16 protein-coding genes are annotated in these 14300 nt (G+C 67.7%); 3 read left to right on the top strand and 13 right to left on the bottom strand.

What is annotated here, in order from left to right; all coding sequences use genetic code 11:
- Window positions 1-13 precede the first annotated feature (13 nt).
- The gene (locus NATPE_RS01965; protein ID WP_006180271.1) at window positions 14-1036 is read left to right on the top strand and encodes a PrsW family intramembrane metalloprotease; all 1023 of its coding nucleotides are present in this window, start codon (window positions 14-16) and stop codon (window positions 1034-1036) included.
- A 38-nt stretch (window positions 1037-1074) separates the two neighbouring features.
- Here NATPE_RS01965 and NATPE_RS01960 read toward each other — a convergent pair whose 3' ends face one another.
- On the bottom strand, window positions 1075-1680 hold the full coding sequence (locus NATPE_RS01960; protein ID WP_006180272.1) for a riboflavin synthase: 606 nt from the start codon (window positions 1678-1680) through the stop codon (window positions 1075-1077).
- Window positions 1681-1703: 23 nt separating this feature from the next.
- Window positions 1704-3590, bottom strand: a complete 1887-nt coding sequence (locus NATPE_RS01955) for a PAS domain-containing sensor histidine kinase (RefSeq protein ID WP_006180273.1) — start codon at window positions 3588-3590, stop codon at window positions 1704-1706.
- Between the two features lie 178 nt (window positions 3591-3768).
- Here NATPE_RS01955 and NATPE_RS01950 point away from each other — a divergent pair, with 178 nt between their 5' ends.
- Entirely contained in the window at window positions 3769-4023 is a 255-nt protein-coding gene (locus NATPE_RS01950) for a DUF7533 family protein (protein ID WP_006180274.1), read from the top strand.
- Window positions 4024-4075: 52 nt separating this feature from the next.
- Here the strand turns inward: NATPE_RS01950 and NATPE_RS01945 are convergent, their stop codons facing one another.
- From NATPE_RS01945 to NATPE_RS20925, 4 genes are all read right to left on the bottom strand, one after another.
- The gene (locus NATPE_RS01945) at window positions 4076-5233 is read right to left on the bottom strand and encodes a M24 family metallopeptidase (RefSeq protein WP_015298699.1); all 1158 of its coding nucleotides are present in this window, start codon (window positions 5231-5233) and stop codon (window positions 4076-4078) included.
- Window positions 5230-7113 (bottom strand): UvrD-helicase domain-containing protein, encoded by a 1884-nt coding sequence (locus tag NATPE_RS01940; RefSeq protein WP_006180276.1) that lies wholly within the window; start codon window positions 7111-7113, stop codon window positions 5230-5232. Before NATPE_RS01940 ends, NATPE_RS01945 begins: the two co-directional genes overlap by 4 nt.
- Before the next feature lie 74 nt (window positions 7114-7187).
- On the bottom strand, window positions 7188-7346 hold the full coding sequence (locus NATPE_RS23525) for a DUF7563 family protein (RefSeq protein ID WP_006180277.1): 159 nt from the start codon (window positions 7344-7346) through the stop codon (window positions 7188-7190).
- 128 nt (window positions 7347-7474) lie between these two features.
- Window positions 7475-7660 (bottom strand): HVO_0416 family zinc finger protein, encoded by a 186-nt coding sequence (locus tag NATPE_RS20925; RefSeq protein ID WP_049905393.1) that lies wholly within the window; start codon window positions 7658-7660, stop codon window positions 7475-7477.
- 176 nt (window positions 7661-7836) lie between these two features.
- Between NATPE_RS20925 and ubaA the strand changes: the two genes are divergently transcribed.
- Window positions 7837-8673, top strand: coding sequence for an SAMP-activating enzyme E1 (ubaA, locus tag NATPE_RS01935; RefSeq protein WP_006180279.1), 837 nt, complete (start codon window positions 7837-7839; stop codon window positions 8671-8673).
- A 35-nt stretch (window positions 8674-8708) separates the two neighbouring features.
- Here ubaA and NATPE_RS01930 read toward each other — a convergent pair whose 3' ends face one another.
- The 7 genes from NATPE_RS01930 to NATPE_RS01900 all read right to left on the bottom strand — a co-directional run bounded on the left by NATPE_RS01930 (window position 8709) and on the right by NATPE_RS01900 (window position 14271).
- On the bottom strand, window positions 8709-9611 hold the full coding sequence (locus NATPE_RS01930) for a DUF5518 domain-containing protein (protein WP_006180280.1): 903 nt from the start codon (window positions 9609-9611) through the stop codon (window positions 8709-8711).
- Between the two features lie 93 nt (window positions 9612-9704).
- Window positions 9705-10676 (bottom strand): hypothetical protein, encoded by a 972-nt coding sequence (locus NATPE_RS01925; protein WP_006180281.1) that lies wholly within the window; start codon window positions 10674-10676, stop codon window positions 9705-9707.
- Window positions 10677-10785: 109 nt separating this feature from the next.
- Window positions 10786-11571, bottom strand: a complete 786-nt coding sequence (locus NATPE_RS01920) for an SDR family oxidoreductase (RefSeq protein ID WP_006180282.1) — start codon at window positions 11569-11571, stop codon at window positions 10786-10788.
- 59 nt (window positions 11572-11630) lie between these two features.
- Window positions 11631-12089: a Tfx family DNA-binding protein gene (locus tag NATPE_RS01915; RefSeq protein ID WP_049804852.1), complete on the bottom strand. Its 459-nt coding sequence runs from the start codon at window positions 12087-12089 to the stop codon at window positions 11631-11633.
- A gap of 123 nt (window positions 12090-12212) precedes the next feature.
- Entirely contained in the window at window positions 12213-12569 is a 357-nt protein-coding gene (locus tag NATPE_RS01910) for a hypothetical protein (protein ID WP_015298697.1), read from the bottom strand.
- A 102-nt stretch (window positions 12570-12671) separates the two neighbouring features.
- Window positions 12672-13664, bottom strand: coding sequence for an MBL fold metallo-hydrolase (locus NATPE_RS01905; RefSeq protein ID WP_006180285.1), 993 nt, complete (start codon window positions 13662-13664; stop codon window positions 12672-12674).
- Window positions 13665-13788: 124 nt separating this feature from the next.
- On the bottom strand, window positions 13789-14271 hold the full coding sequence (locus NATPE_RS01900) for a TRAM domain-containing protein (protein WP_006180286.1): 483 nt from the start codon (window positions 14269-14271) through the stop codon (window positions 13789-13791).
- Window positions 14272-14300 lie beyond the last annotated feature (29 nt).

The raw sequence follows: 14300 nt of genomic DNA, 5'->3' as shown, positions 1-14300 counted from the left end.
CATACCGTCGCTCATGCAACGCAGGCGAGACCCGGTCGAACGCGCCGAGGAGCGGTCCGGAGACGGGTCACTCGACCTCTACGATGTCTCGACGTGGAAACCGCGATCCGTCCCGGATCTGATCGCGTACACGCTCTACAACGCGGTCAGCTACGGGTTTCGGGCGATCGTGTTGCTAACCGCGATCGTGATCACTCTCTCCTTGCTCGTCTCGCCGGCCGCGCTCGTCGTCGAGGACCCGTATCTCGCGGGCTTTTTCGCGCTTTCGCTCGTCCCCGCGGGACTGCTCGCGGCGTATATCTGGTACGCCGATATCACGACGGCGGAACCGCTACGGCTGCTCGTCGCGACCTTTCTGCTGGCGATCCTGTTCGCGACGTTCGCCGCAGTCGTAAACTCAGTGACGCGGCCGCTGTTCGGCGTCGGGGCCGTCGGGAGCCTCCTCTTTTTCTACCTGATCGTCGGCCCCGTCGAGGAGACGGTCAAACTGCTCGCCGTAAAGGTCTTCGCCTACCGGAGCAGCAGTTTCGATGCCGTGATCGACGGCGCGGTCTACGGTGCCGTGGCGGGACTCGGCTTCGCGGCCATCGAGAACGCGATCTACATCGGCCGAGTCGTCGGCGAGGCGGAACCCGAAGCCAGCCTCCTCGCGACGGCGGGCGGGATCGCGACCGTCCGGGCGCTGGCCGGCCCCGGCCACGTCATCTACTCGGCGATCGCGGGCTACTACCTCGGGCTGGCGAAGTTCAACCGCGAGTACGCCGGCCCGATCGTCCTCAAAGGGCTGCTCGTCGCCGCGTTCGTCCACGGCACGTACAACGTGACCGTCGGCATCGTACCCGGGCAGGTGGCCAGCGCGCTCCCGATCGGCTACGGGATCGCCTTCGTCGGCTACGTCGTGTGCTACGATCTGGCGGTCGGCTACTACCTCTACCGAAAGCTCGCACGCTACCGCCGGACCTACCAGACCGTCACGAACGACGGCGTCGGCGACTTGCGGCCGGAACTGACCGAGTTCGACCCGCCCCAGCGCTGACCGGGCCGGGGCGACGAGAACCGTCTCGAGAGCGCCGCTCAGTCGAACCGCGCTTCCAGCAGCCGTTCGACGTACTTCGCGAGGACGTCGACCTCGAGATGGACGGGATCGCCGGGCTCCTTCTCGGCGAGCGTCGTCAGGTCGTAGGTCGTCGGGATGATCGCGACGGTAACCCGGCCGCGTTCCTCGTCCAGGTCCGCGACGGTCAGGCTGATGCCATCGAGCGTGATCGACCCCTTCTCGACGACGTATCGGTCGAACGCCGCCGGGAGGTCGAACTCGAAGAACCAGTCCTCTTCGACGGACTCGATCTCGGTGACGGTGGCGACCGCATCGACGTGCCCCTGGACGACGTGGCCGTCGAACCGGCCGTCGGCCGGCATCGCCCGCTCGAGGTTGACCGTCTCGCCGGTCTCGAGGTCGCCCAGATAGGTCCGCTCGACCGTCTCGGTCGCGAGGAAGACCTCGAACCACTCGCGCTCGCGGAACTCTTCGACGGTGAGACACGCGCCGCTGACGCTGATGCTCTGGCCGTGTTCGAGCCCCGTCGCGACCTCGTCGGCACCGATCCGGAGCCGGAGGCCGTCGTCGGTGTGTTCTCGTGCGACGATCTCGCCGGTCTCCTCGACGATCCCCGTGAACATAGCCGCAACTGACGGGCGACGCGTCAAAGCCGTTCCGGGTCCGACTCGAAGGCGCCGTCGGCGGGAACGGTCCGGACCCCGGTGAACTCGAAGCGCGCGCCGCCGGCCGCGCTTTCGGTCACGTCGATCCCCCAGTCGTGGGCCCGTGCGATCTCACGGACGATGTTCAGCCCCAGCCCCGTCCCGTTCTCGCCGGTCGTCCACCCCGGCTCGAGGACGCGGTCGCGGTCGGCGGGCGGGATGCCCGGCCCGTCGTCGGCCACGGCGAACCCCCCTTCCGAGAGCGCGACCGTGACCGTGACGTCCGGACCGCCGTGTTCCACCGCGTTGCGAAAGAGGTTCTCAAGCAGGTTGCGGATCCGACTCGAGTCGGCATAGAGGAGGCCGTCGGATTCGACCCGCAGCGTCGCATCGGCGGTCGCTACGCAGTCCCAGCAGTCGGCGACGATCGTATCGAACGCGAGCGACTCCACGTCGTCGACCTCGTACCCGTCCCGGACCATCGTCAACACGTCGTCGACGATCCCTTCCATCCGGTCGAGGGCGGCTGCGATCTCGTCGCCATGGGTGGCCACGGCACCGGTCCGCTCGCCCTCGAGCAGTCCCTGGGCGACGTTGAGCGGGTTCCGGAGGTCGTGGGCGACGACGCTCGCGAACTCGTCCAACCGCTCGTTCTGGCGCTCGAGGTCCCGCTCGTAGGACAGTCGGTTGAGTGCGATCTCTGCGTTGACCGACAGCACCGAGGCGAGTTCCTCGTCGGACGGATCGAACGTCCCCACCGCGGGATCGACGACGCTGATCACGCCGTGGTCGCCCATCGGGTGGTACATCGCGGATCGCGCGTCGCCGCGGTCGTACCCGTCCTCGAGGGTCCGAACGTCGTCGAACCGGAGCGACTCGCCGCTGTCGTAGACGCGACTGACCGGAGCCGACCCGTCGATCGGGTACATCGGACGGTCGCCCATCTCCGTTTCGGCCCCGTCGGTCACAGCGGCCGGCCGCAATCGGTCGTCGTCGGCGAGCCGGACCACGTTGTACTCGTAACCGAGGATCGTCCGCGCGGCATCGGCGACGAGGGCGGCGATCTCCTCGCGATCGTCGGCGGCAATCAGCTGCCGCGTCGCCGAATGGAGCGTTCGAAGCTGTCGCTGGTACTCTTTCCGGTCGGTCACGTCGCGGAAGACGCCGGCGATTAATCGGCGGTCGTACAGGTCGAAGACGTGAGCGTTGATCTCGACTGGGATCCGCTCGCCACCGCTGGTCTCGGCGTGGATGTCGGCACCATCCGGAAACGCATGTAAGATCGATCGATCGGAACTGGGGCCGGCGACGTATTCGTCGAAGAGCGCCCGATAGCGGTCGGCCTCCCCGGAGGGGTGAAGGACGGTCTGTGGCCGCCCCACGAGGTCACAGGGCTCGTACCCGAGCAGATCACCGGCCCGTCGGTTCACCTCGATTATCTCGCCCGTCGCCGCGTCCGCGACGACGACTGGGTCGGGAACCGCCTCGAGGATCGTCTGGTACTTCGCGCGGAGCGCTTCCCGGTCGTGAACGTCCCGAACGGCGGCCATGACCTCGCGTCGGCCGCCGCTCCCGATCGGGCTTAGACTGATGTCGATGGGAATCTCCGAACCGTCCTTCCGCCGGCCCGAGAGGTCCAGTCCGGCACCCATCTGGCGGGTCTCTGGGTCGGCGATGTAGGCGTCGCGATCGGCGACGTGATCGGCTCGAGCGGCCTCGGGAACGAGGGTCTCGATCGGTTCGCCGACGAGTTCGGACGGATCGTAGCCGAACAGATCGGTGACGCGGCCGTTCGCATAGGTGATACGTCCGTCGCGGTCGGCGACGACGATCGCGTCGGGCGAGGCTTCACAGATGGCTTCGTATCGCTGTCGCGGGTCCTGATCCATGGGTGGCGGTCGGTTTCGGAGCCGATACCGAAACCACGATTCCCGACAGGTTTCAATCTTTTAGTAAATTATCCGAGCGGCCAACGGCAAACGAAACGCCCGACGAGAGACGGCCACGGCGATCGGTCAGCGTGCCTCGTCGCCGTGTTTTTATCGGTCGCCCCCCTACCGCGTATCGATGGCCGGTATCATCGAGACGATCAAGTTCGCGGGCACGCTCGTTCTCGCCTTGCCCGCGGCCCTCGCCGGACTCGAGTTGTTGTTACTTCGCGGCCAGACGGGGTTCGGCGTTGCGTTGCTCGGACTCGCCGTCGGCCTCGTGATCGCCCAGCACTGGCTAACGATGCCGACCGACATTCCAGAGCTACTGGCCGAGCGGGTCATGGGGACGATCGCAAAAGAGCCCGACGCAGAGGGCGACGACGAGCCGTAGGCCCGGGCTCGGCCGCCGGGGGAGCGTCGACGCAAGCCACTGCTCCCGTTGACTACAGTAGCGACGCGGGCGACAGCGACTGAGACGGCGTGGCGAGCCACTCGGGCCGCTCGCCCTCGTCGGTGACCGCCAGCACGTCGGCGATCCGGATCCGACTCCCCGGACCGACCGCTCCGGCCACGTCGAGTCGGACCACGGCGCCGGGACCGACCTCGTCGCCGCCCGCAAGGGGGCGCTCGCGGGGCTCGAGTCCCACGCCGGCGACCTCGGTCGTGACCGTCTGCTCGGTATCGAACCCGAACGACCGGACCTCGGCCTCGAGGTCGGCTTCGACGGCGGTCACCGACTCCACGCCGGCGGTCAGCATCGACCGCGCCGAGCGAAACGACTGCGTGACGGCGACGTGGACACGCCGCTCCCGGCCGCCGTCGCTGTCGACGACCAGCGTCCGAACGAGGCCGCCGTAGTAGCCCGCCGGCTCCCGCGGCGCGGCCGCGATGACGATCGGCTCGCCGGGTCGGAGCGGTTCGTCGGGGTCGCGACTCGAGTCCGGATCGACGGCGGTATTGCCGGCCGGCAACCCGCCCGCGCCGACGATCGCCTCGTCGATGGCGGTCCGCAGGTGGGTGGCCGTCAGCGGTTCGGGGTCGGCTCCATCGTCGTGTTCACCCACTGCGAGCCGCCCGTCGACGACCGTCGACTCGGCCAACAGCGACGCCGCTCGCCGGACCCCGGCGGCGGCCGCCCGCTGGGCGGCCGCGATGCGCTCGCGCTCGCCGGCCGTTTTCGTCGCTCGCGCCCGCTCGAGGGCGTCCGTCGAGGCGAGGTCGAATCCCGCCCGCTCGAGGTAGAGTGCGGCGTCGTGTGGGATGCGTGGCGGAGCCAGGACGGTCCCCTCGAGTCCCCGATCGGCCAGCGCCGACGCCAGCCGGTCCGCGGGGTGACCGCCGGCCCCGTCGGCGCTCGAGCGGACGAGCCACTCGTCGGCGGTGCCGTCGTAGGCCACGGCCGTCGTGTCGGCCGGCCGGTCGCAGGCGTAGCGAATCCCGGGATCGTGGTCGACGCCAGCGTGAACGAACGCGGCGCCGTCGCGGTCGGCGAGGGCAGTCGAGAGGACGTCGGCCGCGTGGCGCCGGCGCTCGCGGCCGAGTTCCGTGCCGTCGTCGAACCCGGGCCTGTCCGTCGCGCCGTCGGCGTTCCCACCGGTCACGGCGCTTCGGCTTCGGCCTCGAGATCGTCGGCCTCGGTGTCGGGATCGGGATCGGGCTGTTGGGCCTGCTCGACGAGTTCCTCGAGGGTCATGTCGGTCAGTTCGTTCTCGAGGAGGACGTCGACCGGCAGCGTCGGCGCGCCATCGACCAGGTTCTCGAGGAGGACGAGCCGTTCGCGGGCCCGCGACATGCCGACGTAGAAGACGCGGCGTTCGTTGTCGGTCAGCACGGGGACGGGCGAGGTGGTCTTGGTGAACTCCTCGCAGCCGGGGATGTCGGTGGGGTCGTCGACGGTGGCGACCATCTGCTCGACGACCTTCTCGGTGAGGTCGGTGCCGACGAAGACGTGGTCGGCCTCGCGACCCTTCGCGGAGTGGATCGTCCCGACGCGGACGCGGTCGGTGTCCATCCCCTGGTACTCGCCGATGGCGAAGTACGAGCGGACGCTTTTCTTCTGGAAGTTGGTGACCTTCCGGAGCATGTCGGCCGCCGAGCCGGGGCCGGGCATGAACGGCGCGTGGTCCTCGATGACATCGGCGGGAATCATGAGGTCCTCGAGGTCGTCGATACCCGCTTCTTCCTGTCGGTCGTCGATCTCGTCGAAGAGGTCGTCGCGTTCCGCGGTACCGAAGGCCGACTCCTGGAGCATGTCGGCGAGCCGGCGGGCCTGCAGTCCGGTGACGTCCTCGCCGGCGTCGATGGCCTCGACCGCCCGGACGTACTGGGTGAGTCGGTCGGTCCACATCCGCTGGTCGGTCAGCGAGGTGAAGGGGACCCCCTCGGTGATGAACTCATCGATGAACTGGAACATCTGGTAGCGGGCCCGGAACAGGACCATGATGGTACCGTCGCCCTCGACGAGGGTTCGGCGGACGTTCCGGACGACGTCGAGCATCGAGGCGTTGGTACGGGCCTCGACGGCACCGCCTTCCTTGCGGGGCTTGAGGTCCTTGTCCTGTCGGGTCTCGATGTGACGGATTTCCCTGTTGACCGCGTTGAGAACGTTCGAGGGCAGGCGATAGGAGTTCGGCAGAATGATGTCCTCGTCGACTTCTTCCTCGAGCAAGAGCGCGGGGTCGGCACCCTGCCAGGAGTAGACGACCTGATCATCGTCGCCGGCGATCAGGACCTGCTCCATGTGGGGTTTCCACTCCTCGTAGACGTCGTACTGCAGGGTCGTGATGTCCTGGAACTCGTCGATAACGAGGTAGTCGACGTTCGGGAGCAGGGAGCGCTGTTTGACCCGCTCTAACATGTCCGCGAAGCCGATCTTGCCCTCCTCGCCCTTGTAGGAGCGCCAGCCGCGGATCGCCTCGGGAACGTCGATCCGGTCGTCGTCGCTGGGCCAAGTCGGGGTGTACTTGTTCCCTTCCTGAGCGTTCGGGTCGATTTCGGGCGGGAGCCGGACCTCCTCGTCGTCCCACTGGAAGGGGACGTCGTACCAGTCGGAGACGTCGCGGCTGGTCCGCTGGAGCCACTGGCTCGTCGCGATGACCTTGTTCCCGATCGTCGTCGAACGGGCGGTGCGTCGCCCCGCGCCGGAGTACTCGTCCTCGTACTCGATGCCGTACTGCTCGCAGAACCCCTCCTTGTCGGATTCGCCGATGACGTCGCTTCGGGAGAGATCGAGCAGTTCGTAGGCTTTCGCGTGCATCGTACAGACGTTGCCCTGCAGCGCACGCGGACTCTCGTCGAGGCGCTCGGCTAACCGCTCGCGAACCTCTTGGGCCGCCGCTCGCGTATACGAGACGACGAGAATATCCCGAAAAGTGACCCCGTCCTGCTCGAGGATCTCCTCGACGTGGTCCAGCAAGGCGGTCGTCTTCCCGCTTCCCGGACCGCCGAACAGGCGGGTAACCGTCGTGTCCGTCGTAGTCATTGTAGCTGTACAGGAGCGCGACACCCATAAGTGACGTGGGTTTTCGGCGACAGAAGCCGACGACGACGCGACGATCAGGGATCGCGTGGGGAACGGGCGTCTCGAACCTCGGCACCGTCGCGTATCTTGTCCTGACAGTCCGGGCAGACGCGGGGATCCTCAACGCCGCGGGGCGTAAACACCCGGGCGTACGTCTCCGTGACGAACGCACCGCAGTTCTGGCATTCCGGCATAGTTCTCCTCAATACGCTATCATCTGTAACCCATTATAATTGTGTCGAATACACACTGATAAAAACAGTACACGGAACGCGAATTTATCGACGGGACGGCCGCAACGGGCTCGAGTCAGCGGTCGACCCTACGGCGTTGGCTCCCACCCACAAACGCTACAGGAGTTGGCGGACGTCTCGTGAAGGCCGCCGCAGTCGGGACACTGCTTTTTGTTATACTCCTGCTCCCACCCTACTCGTTCGACCGAGTGACCGCGGTCGGACAGGAATTGGTCGATGACGTCGTCACCGGCGTCATTGGGTGAGGTTGCCATATCCATGTGAACACACCCCACAGTATTAAATCGAATGGTGGCTGCTAATCCTGCCTCCTTCGCGACCCCACACGTCGGCCCCGCGGCCACGGAACCGACTACGACCGACTCGGCCAGCCGTCGCCCCTCTCGAGTCGACCCGCGGACTTTTCTCGCTCTCGAGCCTACGACGACGTATGAGCGACCTGCGTCTGGACGCGACCCAACTCGATCGCTACTCGAGACACGTCATCATGGACGAGATCGGTCCGGAGGGCCAACAGCGGCTGCTCGAGGGATCGGTGCTGATCGTCGGCGCGGGCGGGCTGGGATCGCCGGCGATCCAGTATCTCGCGGCCGCCGGCGTCGGCCGGTTGGGGATCGTCGACGACGACGTCGTCGAGCGCTCGAACCTGCAGCGCCAGATCGTCCACGGCGACGACGACGTGGGGCGACCGAAAGTCGACAGCGCGGCCGACTACGTCGCAGCGCTGAATCCCGATATCGCCGTCGAGACCCACGAGACGCGCGTCACGGCCGACACCGTCGCGGACCTCGTCGCCGACTACGACATCGTGTTAGACGCCAGCGACAACTTCGCCACCCGGTACCTGCTGAACGACCACTGCGTCCTCACCGAAACGCCGCTGTTTCACGGCGCGATCTACCGCTTCGAGGGCCAGCTCACCTCCTTCACGAACGAACGTGGCGGCGACGAACCGCGGCCGTGCTACCGGTGTCTCTTCCCCGAAGCACCCGAACCCGGTACCGTCCCCGACTGCGCGACGACCGGCGTCCTCGGCGTCCTCCCCGGGACCGTCGGCTGCATTCAGGCCACCGAGGTCGTCAAATACCTGCTCGGGAAAGGCGACCTGCTCGAGGGTCGGCTGCTGCTGTACGACGCGATGGACATGAGCTTCGAGGAGGTCCCCGTCCAGCCGAACCCGGCGTGTCCAGTCTGTGGCGACGACCCCGAGATCGAGTCGGTCTCGGACGTGGCTTACGAGGGGACCTGCGAGATTTCGGCCGACTGACGGGGTCGACGCGGTCGGTCTCGAGGAGTCACCGACTACGAGGCGCTGGCGTACCGACGGCGATGGTCGAGATAGGCAACCGACGAGATCCAGAGCGCGATCAGAAAGGCGTAGACGCCGACTCCCGACGGATTCGTCGACTGGGCGATCCGTGCCGCAACATACGCGACGGCGTAGGTTCCGAGCGGCGCGCCGACGTACGCCCAGTAGTTCGGTACCCAACCCCGACCCGCCGCGCCGAGGGCGATCGCGTCCTTGAACAGCGCGACGGCGACGAAGACGGCGAACGGAACCAGTACGAACAGCGACAGTATTGCGACCAAAAGCCCGGCATCACTGACCGGATTCACGCCGAACACGTACAGTAACACCGCCGGCGCGACGACGACGTACGCAGCGACCAGCCACCACCAGCGGGAGTCGTCGGCCGCCGCGTCCGGATCCGACCGCGAACCTGCCCCGTCTCGAGTCCAATCGATCTGACTGACCAGCCAGTCACCGACGGCCGCGCCGACGACGCCGCCGAGCCCGAAGAACGCGACGAGAAGCAGGACGATGATCGGGAGTACGACGACGGCGAGCGCTCCCTGCCAACCGAAAAACGTCCACACGATTTCGGCCGTGTGAGCGATCTCCCAGCCGATCGCCGGCACGGAGCCGACGACGCCGGCGACCACACCAGCCCGGCGGCTCACGGACGGTCGTTTGCCGTACCGAACGGCCTCGAGTAGACCGATGTCGCCGTTTCCGGCCGATCGATCGGCGTAGTGGAGGCCGGCGAGAAAGCCGGCGGCGACGACGGCTTCGCCCGAAAACGACGTCGGCGCGGACTCCCACGAGAGGGCGACGGTGAACGGGATCGAAGCGAGGCCGAGGAGGACCGCCGTTCGGAACCGCTCGTCGGTCAGGTCCGCGAGGGTATTGCGAAGCAGGGGCATTGCAGTTAGATGACTATCAGTTTCCGCGGCTCTTGAAAGTACTCCTCGTGTCGGCTAGTGATCCGGCCACAGGAGCGCGGACCGGCTCCCTCGTCAGTCGCTCGAGGCGGTGCGGCCGAGTCTCGATCGGACGACGGCGGGCAATCGCAACGTACCGGCGACGGCGAGACAGGAGGCGAACGCGGTGGTCCCGAGCTTGCCGCCCGCCCCGGACAGGGACGGCACGACCGCGAAGTAGACGAGGCCACAGAGACAGCCGGCGGCGGCGACCTGTCCGGTGGTCGCCAGCCGCTCGTCGCCCGACATGCCGACGAACGAGGCACAGAACGCGACCACGGCCAGCGTCGACCCGAGCGACGGAAAGAGCGGGGGGAACGCGATGCCGGCGACGAGTCCGACCGCGGCAGAGGCGACGACGGAGCTGGCCCCACCGCGGGTCCGGAGCGCGACGGTCGCGACCGCCGCGACGCCGGCGATGAGGACGACTGCCGGGGCGAGTCGCGGCTCGAGCGCGCTGGCGGCGGCGTAGTCGACGTCGAGCAGGGCAACCGTCGTGATGCAGCCAAAGAGCGCGATCGTCCCGTACTTGCCGCCGAAGCCGTCGAACGAGCCGGTCGTCGCGACGAACGCGAGCCCGGCGATCACACCGGCGACCGCGACCGGCTCGAGGGAGGGAAACACCGCCGGCGAGGCCATTCCGACGAACGTCCCGCAGTAGGCCGGGCCGTCGATCCGGGGGAGGCCGACCCCGACGAGCAACCCGACCGCGGCGGCGGCCACGACCGGGCCGAGGCCGGCGTGAACGCTCAGGACGTACGTGACGACCGCCGCGGCTGCGACCGCGAGCGCGTCGACGGCGTCCGCGCGAGCGAGCCCGCTCCCCTCGAGTCTCGAGAGCCGCCGTCGCTCCGTCGCGGCGACGACGGTCCCGGTGAGCCCGACACCGAGGGGCACCCAGACCGCGCCGACGTGGAGGTCGGGCGGCGCACGGACGGCACCGAGGAGCAACGCGGCCGGCGTCGCGAGCAACGCGAGGTAGCCGGCGACTCGAATCGAACCGTACATACCCCCCACTCTCCCGGGGGGCTCCGAGAGGGTTGCGATTCGGAGAATCGGGAGCCGGCTGTCGGGTCGCGGGCACGGCGATCGGTCGATCCGGCCTCGCGGACCGGTCTCAACTCCGCAATAGCCCGCCGTCGATCGGGATCTCGGCCCCGTTGACGAAACTCGCCCGCGGGCTCGAGAGGAAGGCGACGACGTCGCCGAGTTCCCGCGGGTCGCCGATGCGATCCGCCGGGATGTCGTCGGCCATCGCTGTCAGGCCCTCCTCGTAGTCGTCGTAGGTGCCGCGCTCGACGCCGGCCTCGATGAGTTCCTCGATCCGGGGCGTCTCGATCGTTCCCGGCAGGACGGCGTTGGCTCGGATCTCGGGCGCGAACTCGCGCGAAATCGTCTTCACGAGGCCGATCACGCCCCGACGGACCGAGTTCGAGAGCAGGAGGCCGTCGACGACCTCCCGGACGGTCCGGGAGGTGATACAGGTGATCGTTCCGTAGTCGGACTCGAGCAGGGGTTCGTAGGCCGCCTCAACTGTCCAGACGACGCTCATCACGAGCAGATCGTAGGCCTGGTACCAATCCTGTTCGTCGGTCTCGCGGAAGGTCGTACTCGGCGGGCCGCCCGAGGAAGTGACGAGGTGGTCGAGCCCGCCGAAGGCGTCGACCGTTTCGCTCACGAGTCGGGAGACGTCGTCGGGGTCCGTGAGATCGGTCTGGACGGCGAGGACGTCGCCCGTTCCCGCCGCTTCGAGGTCCTCGCGGGCCGCGTCGAGTCGCTCGGCGTCGCGGCCACAGATCGCCACGTTCGCACCCTCCTCGGCGAGTGCGTGCGCGCTCGCGAAGCCGAGGCCGCTCGAGGAGGCTGTCACCAGCGCCGAATTGCCGTCGAGATCGAAGTCCATACCCGACGACACGGGAGCGGCCTACAAATGGGTCGGGGAGCCGGCAGCTAGCAACGCCGTCACTCCTGATGGCGAACGCGGACCATCCCCTCCGACGTGACGCCGACGATCAGCGGCGTCGAGATCTGCCGACCCGAAACGGCCGAGCCCGCGGCGTCGCTGACGATCTTCATCAGATCCGGCGCAGTGTGGTCGACCTTGACGCCGGCCTCGTCGCAGGCGTCATAGACCATCTGGGGAACGTCGTAGAGGTCCGTCCCGGCGGCGACGCGAACGCGGACCGGTGCCCGAAGCGCCTCCGCGAACGCGACCGTCTCGCGGGCCTTCTCGACGTTCTCGCGGGCGCTCGATTCGATCGAGGAGACGTTCGCCCGCGAGGTTCCGAGTTCGTCGGCGATGTCGGCCTGCGAGACGCCCCGCTCGCGCAACGCGAGTACCTGTGCCTGCCGATAGGTCAACACGCTGGTCTCGGGGTCGAAACCGATCTCCGCGAGGAGTTCCTCGACGTCGTCGATCACGGCGATCCCCTCCCGCGGGAGCCGCAGGCTCGCGTGGACATACGGTGAACTAATCGGCGGTGGGATCAAAGCTTCCACGGTCCCAGCGCGGGGCCACGGAACGAGGGTAGAACGAGCGGGGACTCAGTCGGCTGACTGGCCGGCCGCGACGCGGTCGTCGTCGGTCGGCGTCCTGGTGACGGCACCGTGGGCCTGGCGGGCCAGCGAGCGGACGAACCGAAGGACGTTCGCGGGGCCGTCGCGGGGACCGGGCGAGCGATAGCAGACGATCAGCGACCACATCGTCGCGACGCCCAGCGAGCCGAACGCGGAGAAGCGCATCCCCATCGTCGCGTAGGTCACCGCGTAGATCGTCCCGATGGTCATCGAGGGGACGCTCGATCCGAGCGGAACGTTCGCCGTCACGTCCCGAACCGTGGGCGCGAGAAAGACGATCGAGAGGACGCTGCCGGCGAGGAACACGAGGTCTTGCCACATCATACCCATTCCTAACTCGGTGCCGAGTAAATACTTCTCGGTATTGCAGCGGCGACCGTACGGGGAAAACAGGGACAGTAAAAAAAACAGGGACAGCAAACCGGCTCAGTACTCGAGGTCCCAGCGCTCCGCATCGGCCGCTGCGAGGCGTTCGCTCACGCCGTCGGCGAGCCGGTAGTCCCCACCCTCGCGGACGACGGTTCCCGCCCGCTCCAGGTGTTCGAGATGCGCGTAGGACTCGCCGGGGCCGTGGAGGATGTGGATTCCCTCGAGGTCGCCGAACAGGTCGGCGCTGACCGTCCAGGCGTCACAGGGCCCCTTCCGGTCGAGGGCGTCGAGGACCCGCCAGGAGCGCTCCTCGTGGTGATCGATGATATGCCGAGCGCGGTCGGCGGGGTCGTCGATCGGATCGCGGTGGCCCGGCCACGCGCGGTCGTAATCCGCGTCGACGATCCCCTGCAGCGCCCGGAGGTAGCGCTCGAGCGGCCGGTCGACGCGGACGTCCGCACCCCCGACGTTCGGGGTATAGACCGGCAGCAAGGCGTCGCCGGAGAAGACCTCGTGGCCGCCCTCGAGGTCGGCCTCGAACATGGAGAGTCCGGCCGCGTGGCCGGAGGTGTGGACCGCCGTGAGTTCGGTGCCGTTAATCGAGAACGTGTCCCCGTCCTCGAACGCCGTGACGGTCGGCGTCTCGACCGTCGTCTCGCCGTCGGCCATCCGCTCGAGCAATACCTCTTGTCGGTCCTCGGGCATCCCCCACTCCTCGAAGTACCCCCGTTGGCGGTCGTACATCGCGTCCCAGGCGTCCTCGTCGCCCCCGACCAGCGCCGCGTCGTTTTCGTGAACGTATACGTCGGCCCCGCTCTCGGCCTGAATCTCGCCGGCCAGCCCGCAGTGATCGTGGTGCCAGTGAGTCAGGAAGATTCGGTCGATGTCGGAAAAGGCGAGTCCGCGGTCGGCAAGCGCCGCCTCGAGTTGCTCGCGCGTGGTCGCCATCCAGTCGCCGGTGTCGATTAGAGCCGTTTCGGGGCCGTCCGCGAAGAGGTACGCGTTGTTGTCGCCTTCGAACGCCGAGTTCGATAACGAGATGCGCTCCATGGGGTCATATCGCACGGGGGCCGAGAAAACGTTATCTGAAGCGGCACATCGGAAGGCCGGGGCCCAGATATCGTCTCAGCCGCGGCAAAACCGCCGTCTCGGATCGACTGTCCACTCGCGGGGCTTACGAGCCCCAGAAGTTGTCGCGGCTGCCGAGTCGCTCGCGCTCGGGACCGCCGTCGGCGTCGTCGGCTGCGGCTTCGTCGGCGGCATCGCCGTCAGCGGCGTCGCCATCAGTGGACGCGTCGTCGTCCACGTCGTCCTCGTCGGGTTCCATCGGCAGCAACTCGAGTTCCTCCGCACGGGCGTGGTTGCTGTGAACGCGGGTGATCTCGACGCGAGCGCGAGCCTCCGGCAGGACGCCGTCGACCATGACGATGAAGCCGTCCTCGGTCCGCCCGACACCGGCACCGCTTTCGTGCATGTCGACGACGTCGATGACGACTTCCTGGCCCGCCTTGACCGGCTGGGTCTTGAGGTCCTCGATCGGCTGATTGTAGTGGTTACACCACTCCTTGCCACCCCGGTCACCGTAGTGTTGACACCCCATCCCCGAGATCCGTTCGGAGAACTCCGGGCAGTCGTCGGCGAGTGGACAGTCTGCCATGCACGCCACTACCAGCGGTGGCGTTAAAC

Origin of the sequence: Natrinema pellirubrum DSM 15624, from assembly GCF_000230735.2 — an archaeon.
Lineage (GTDB): Archaea > Halobacteriota > Halobacteria > Halobacteriales > Natrialbaceae > Natrinema > Natrinema pellirubrum.
Note: the sequence above shows the minus strand (reverse complement) of the source record. Positions and strands in the feature narration are given on the sequence as shown.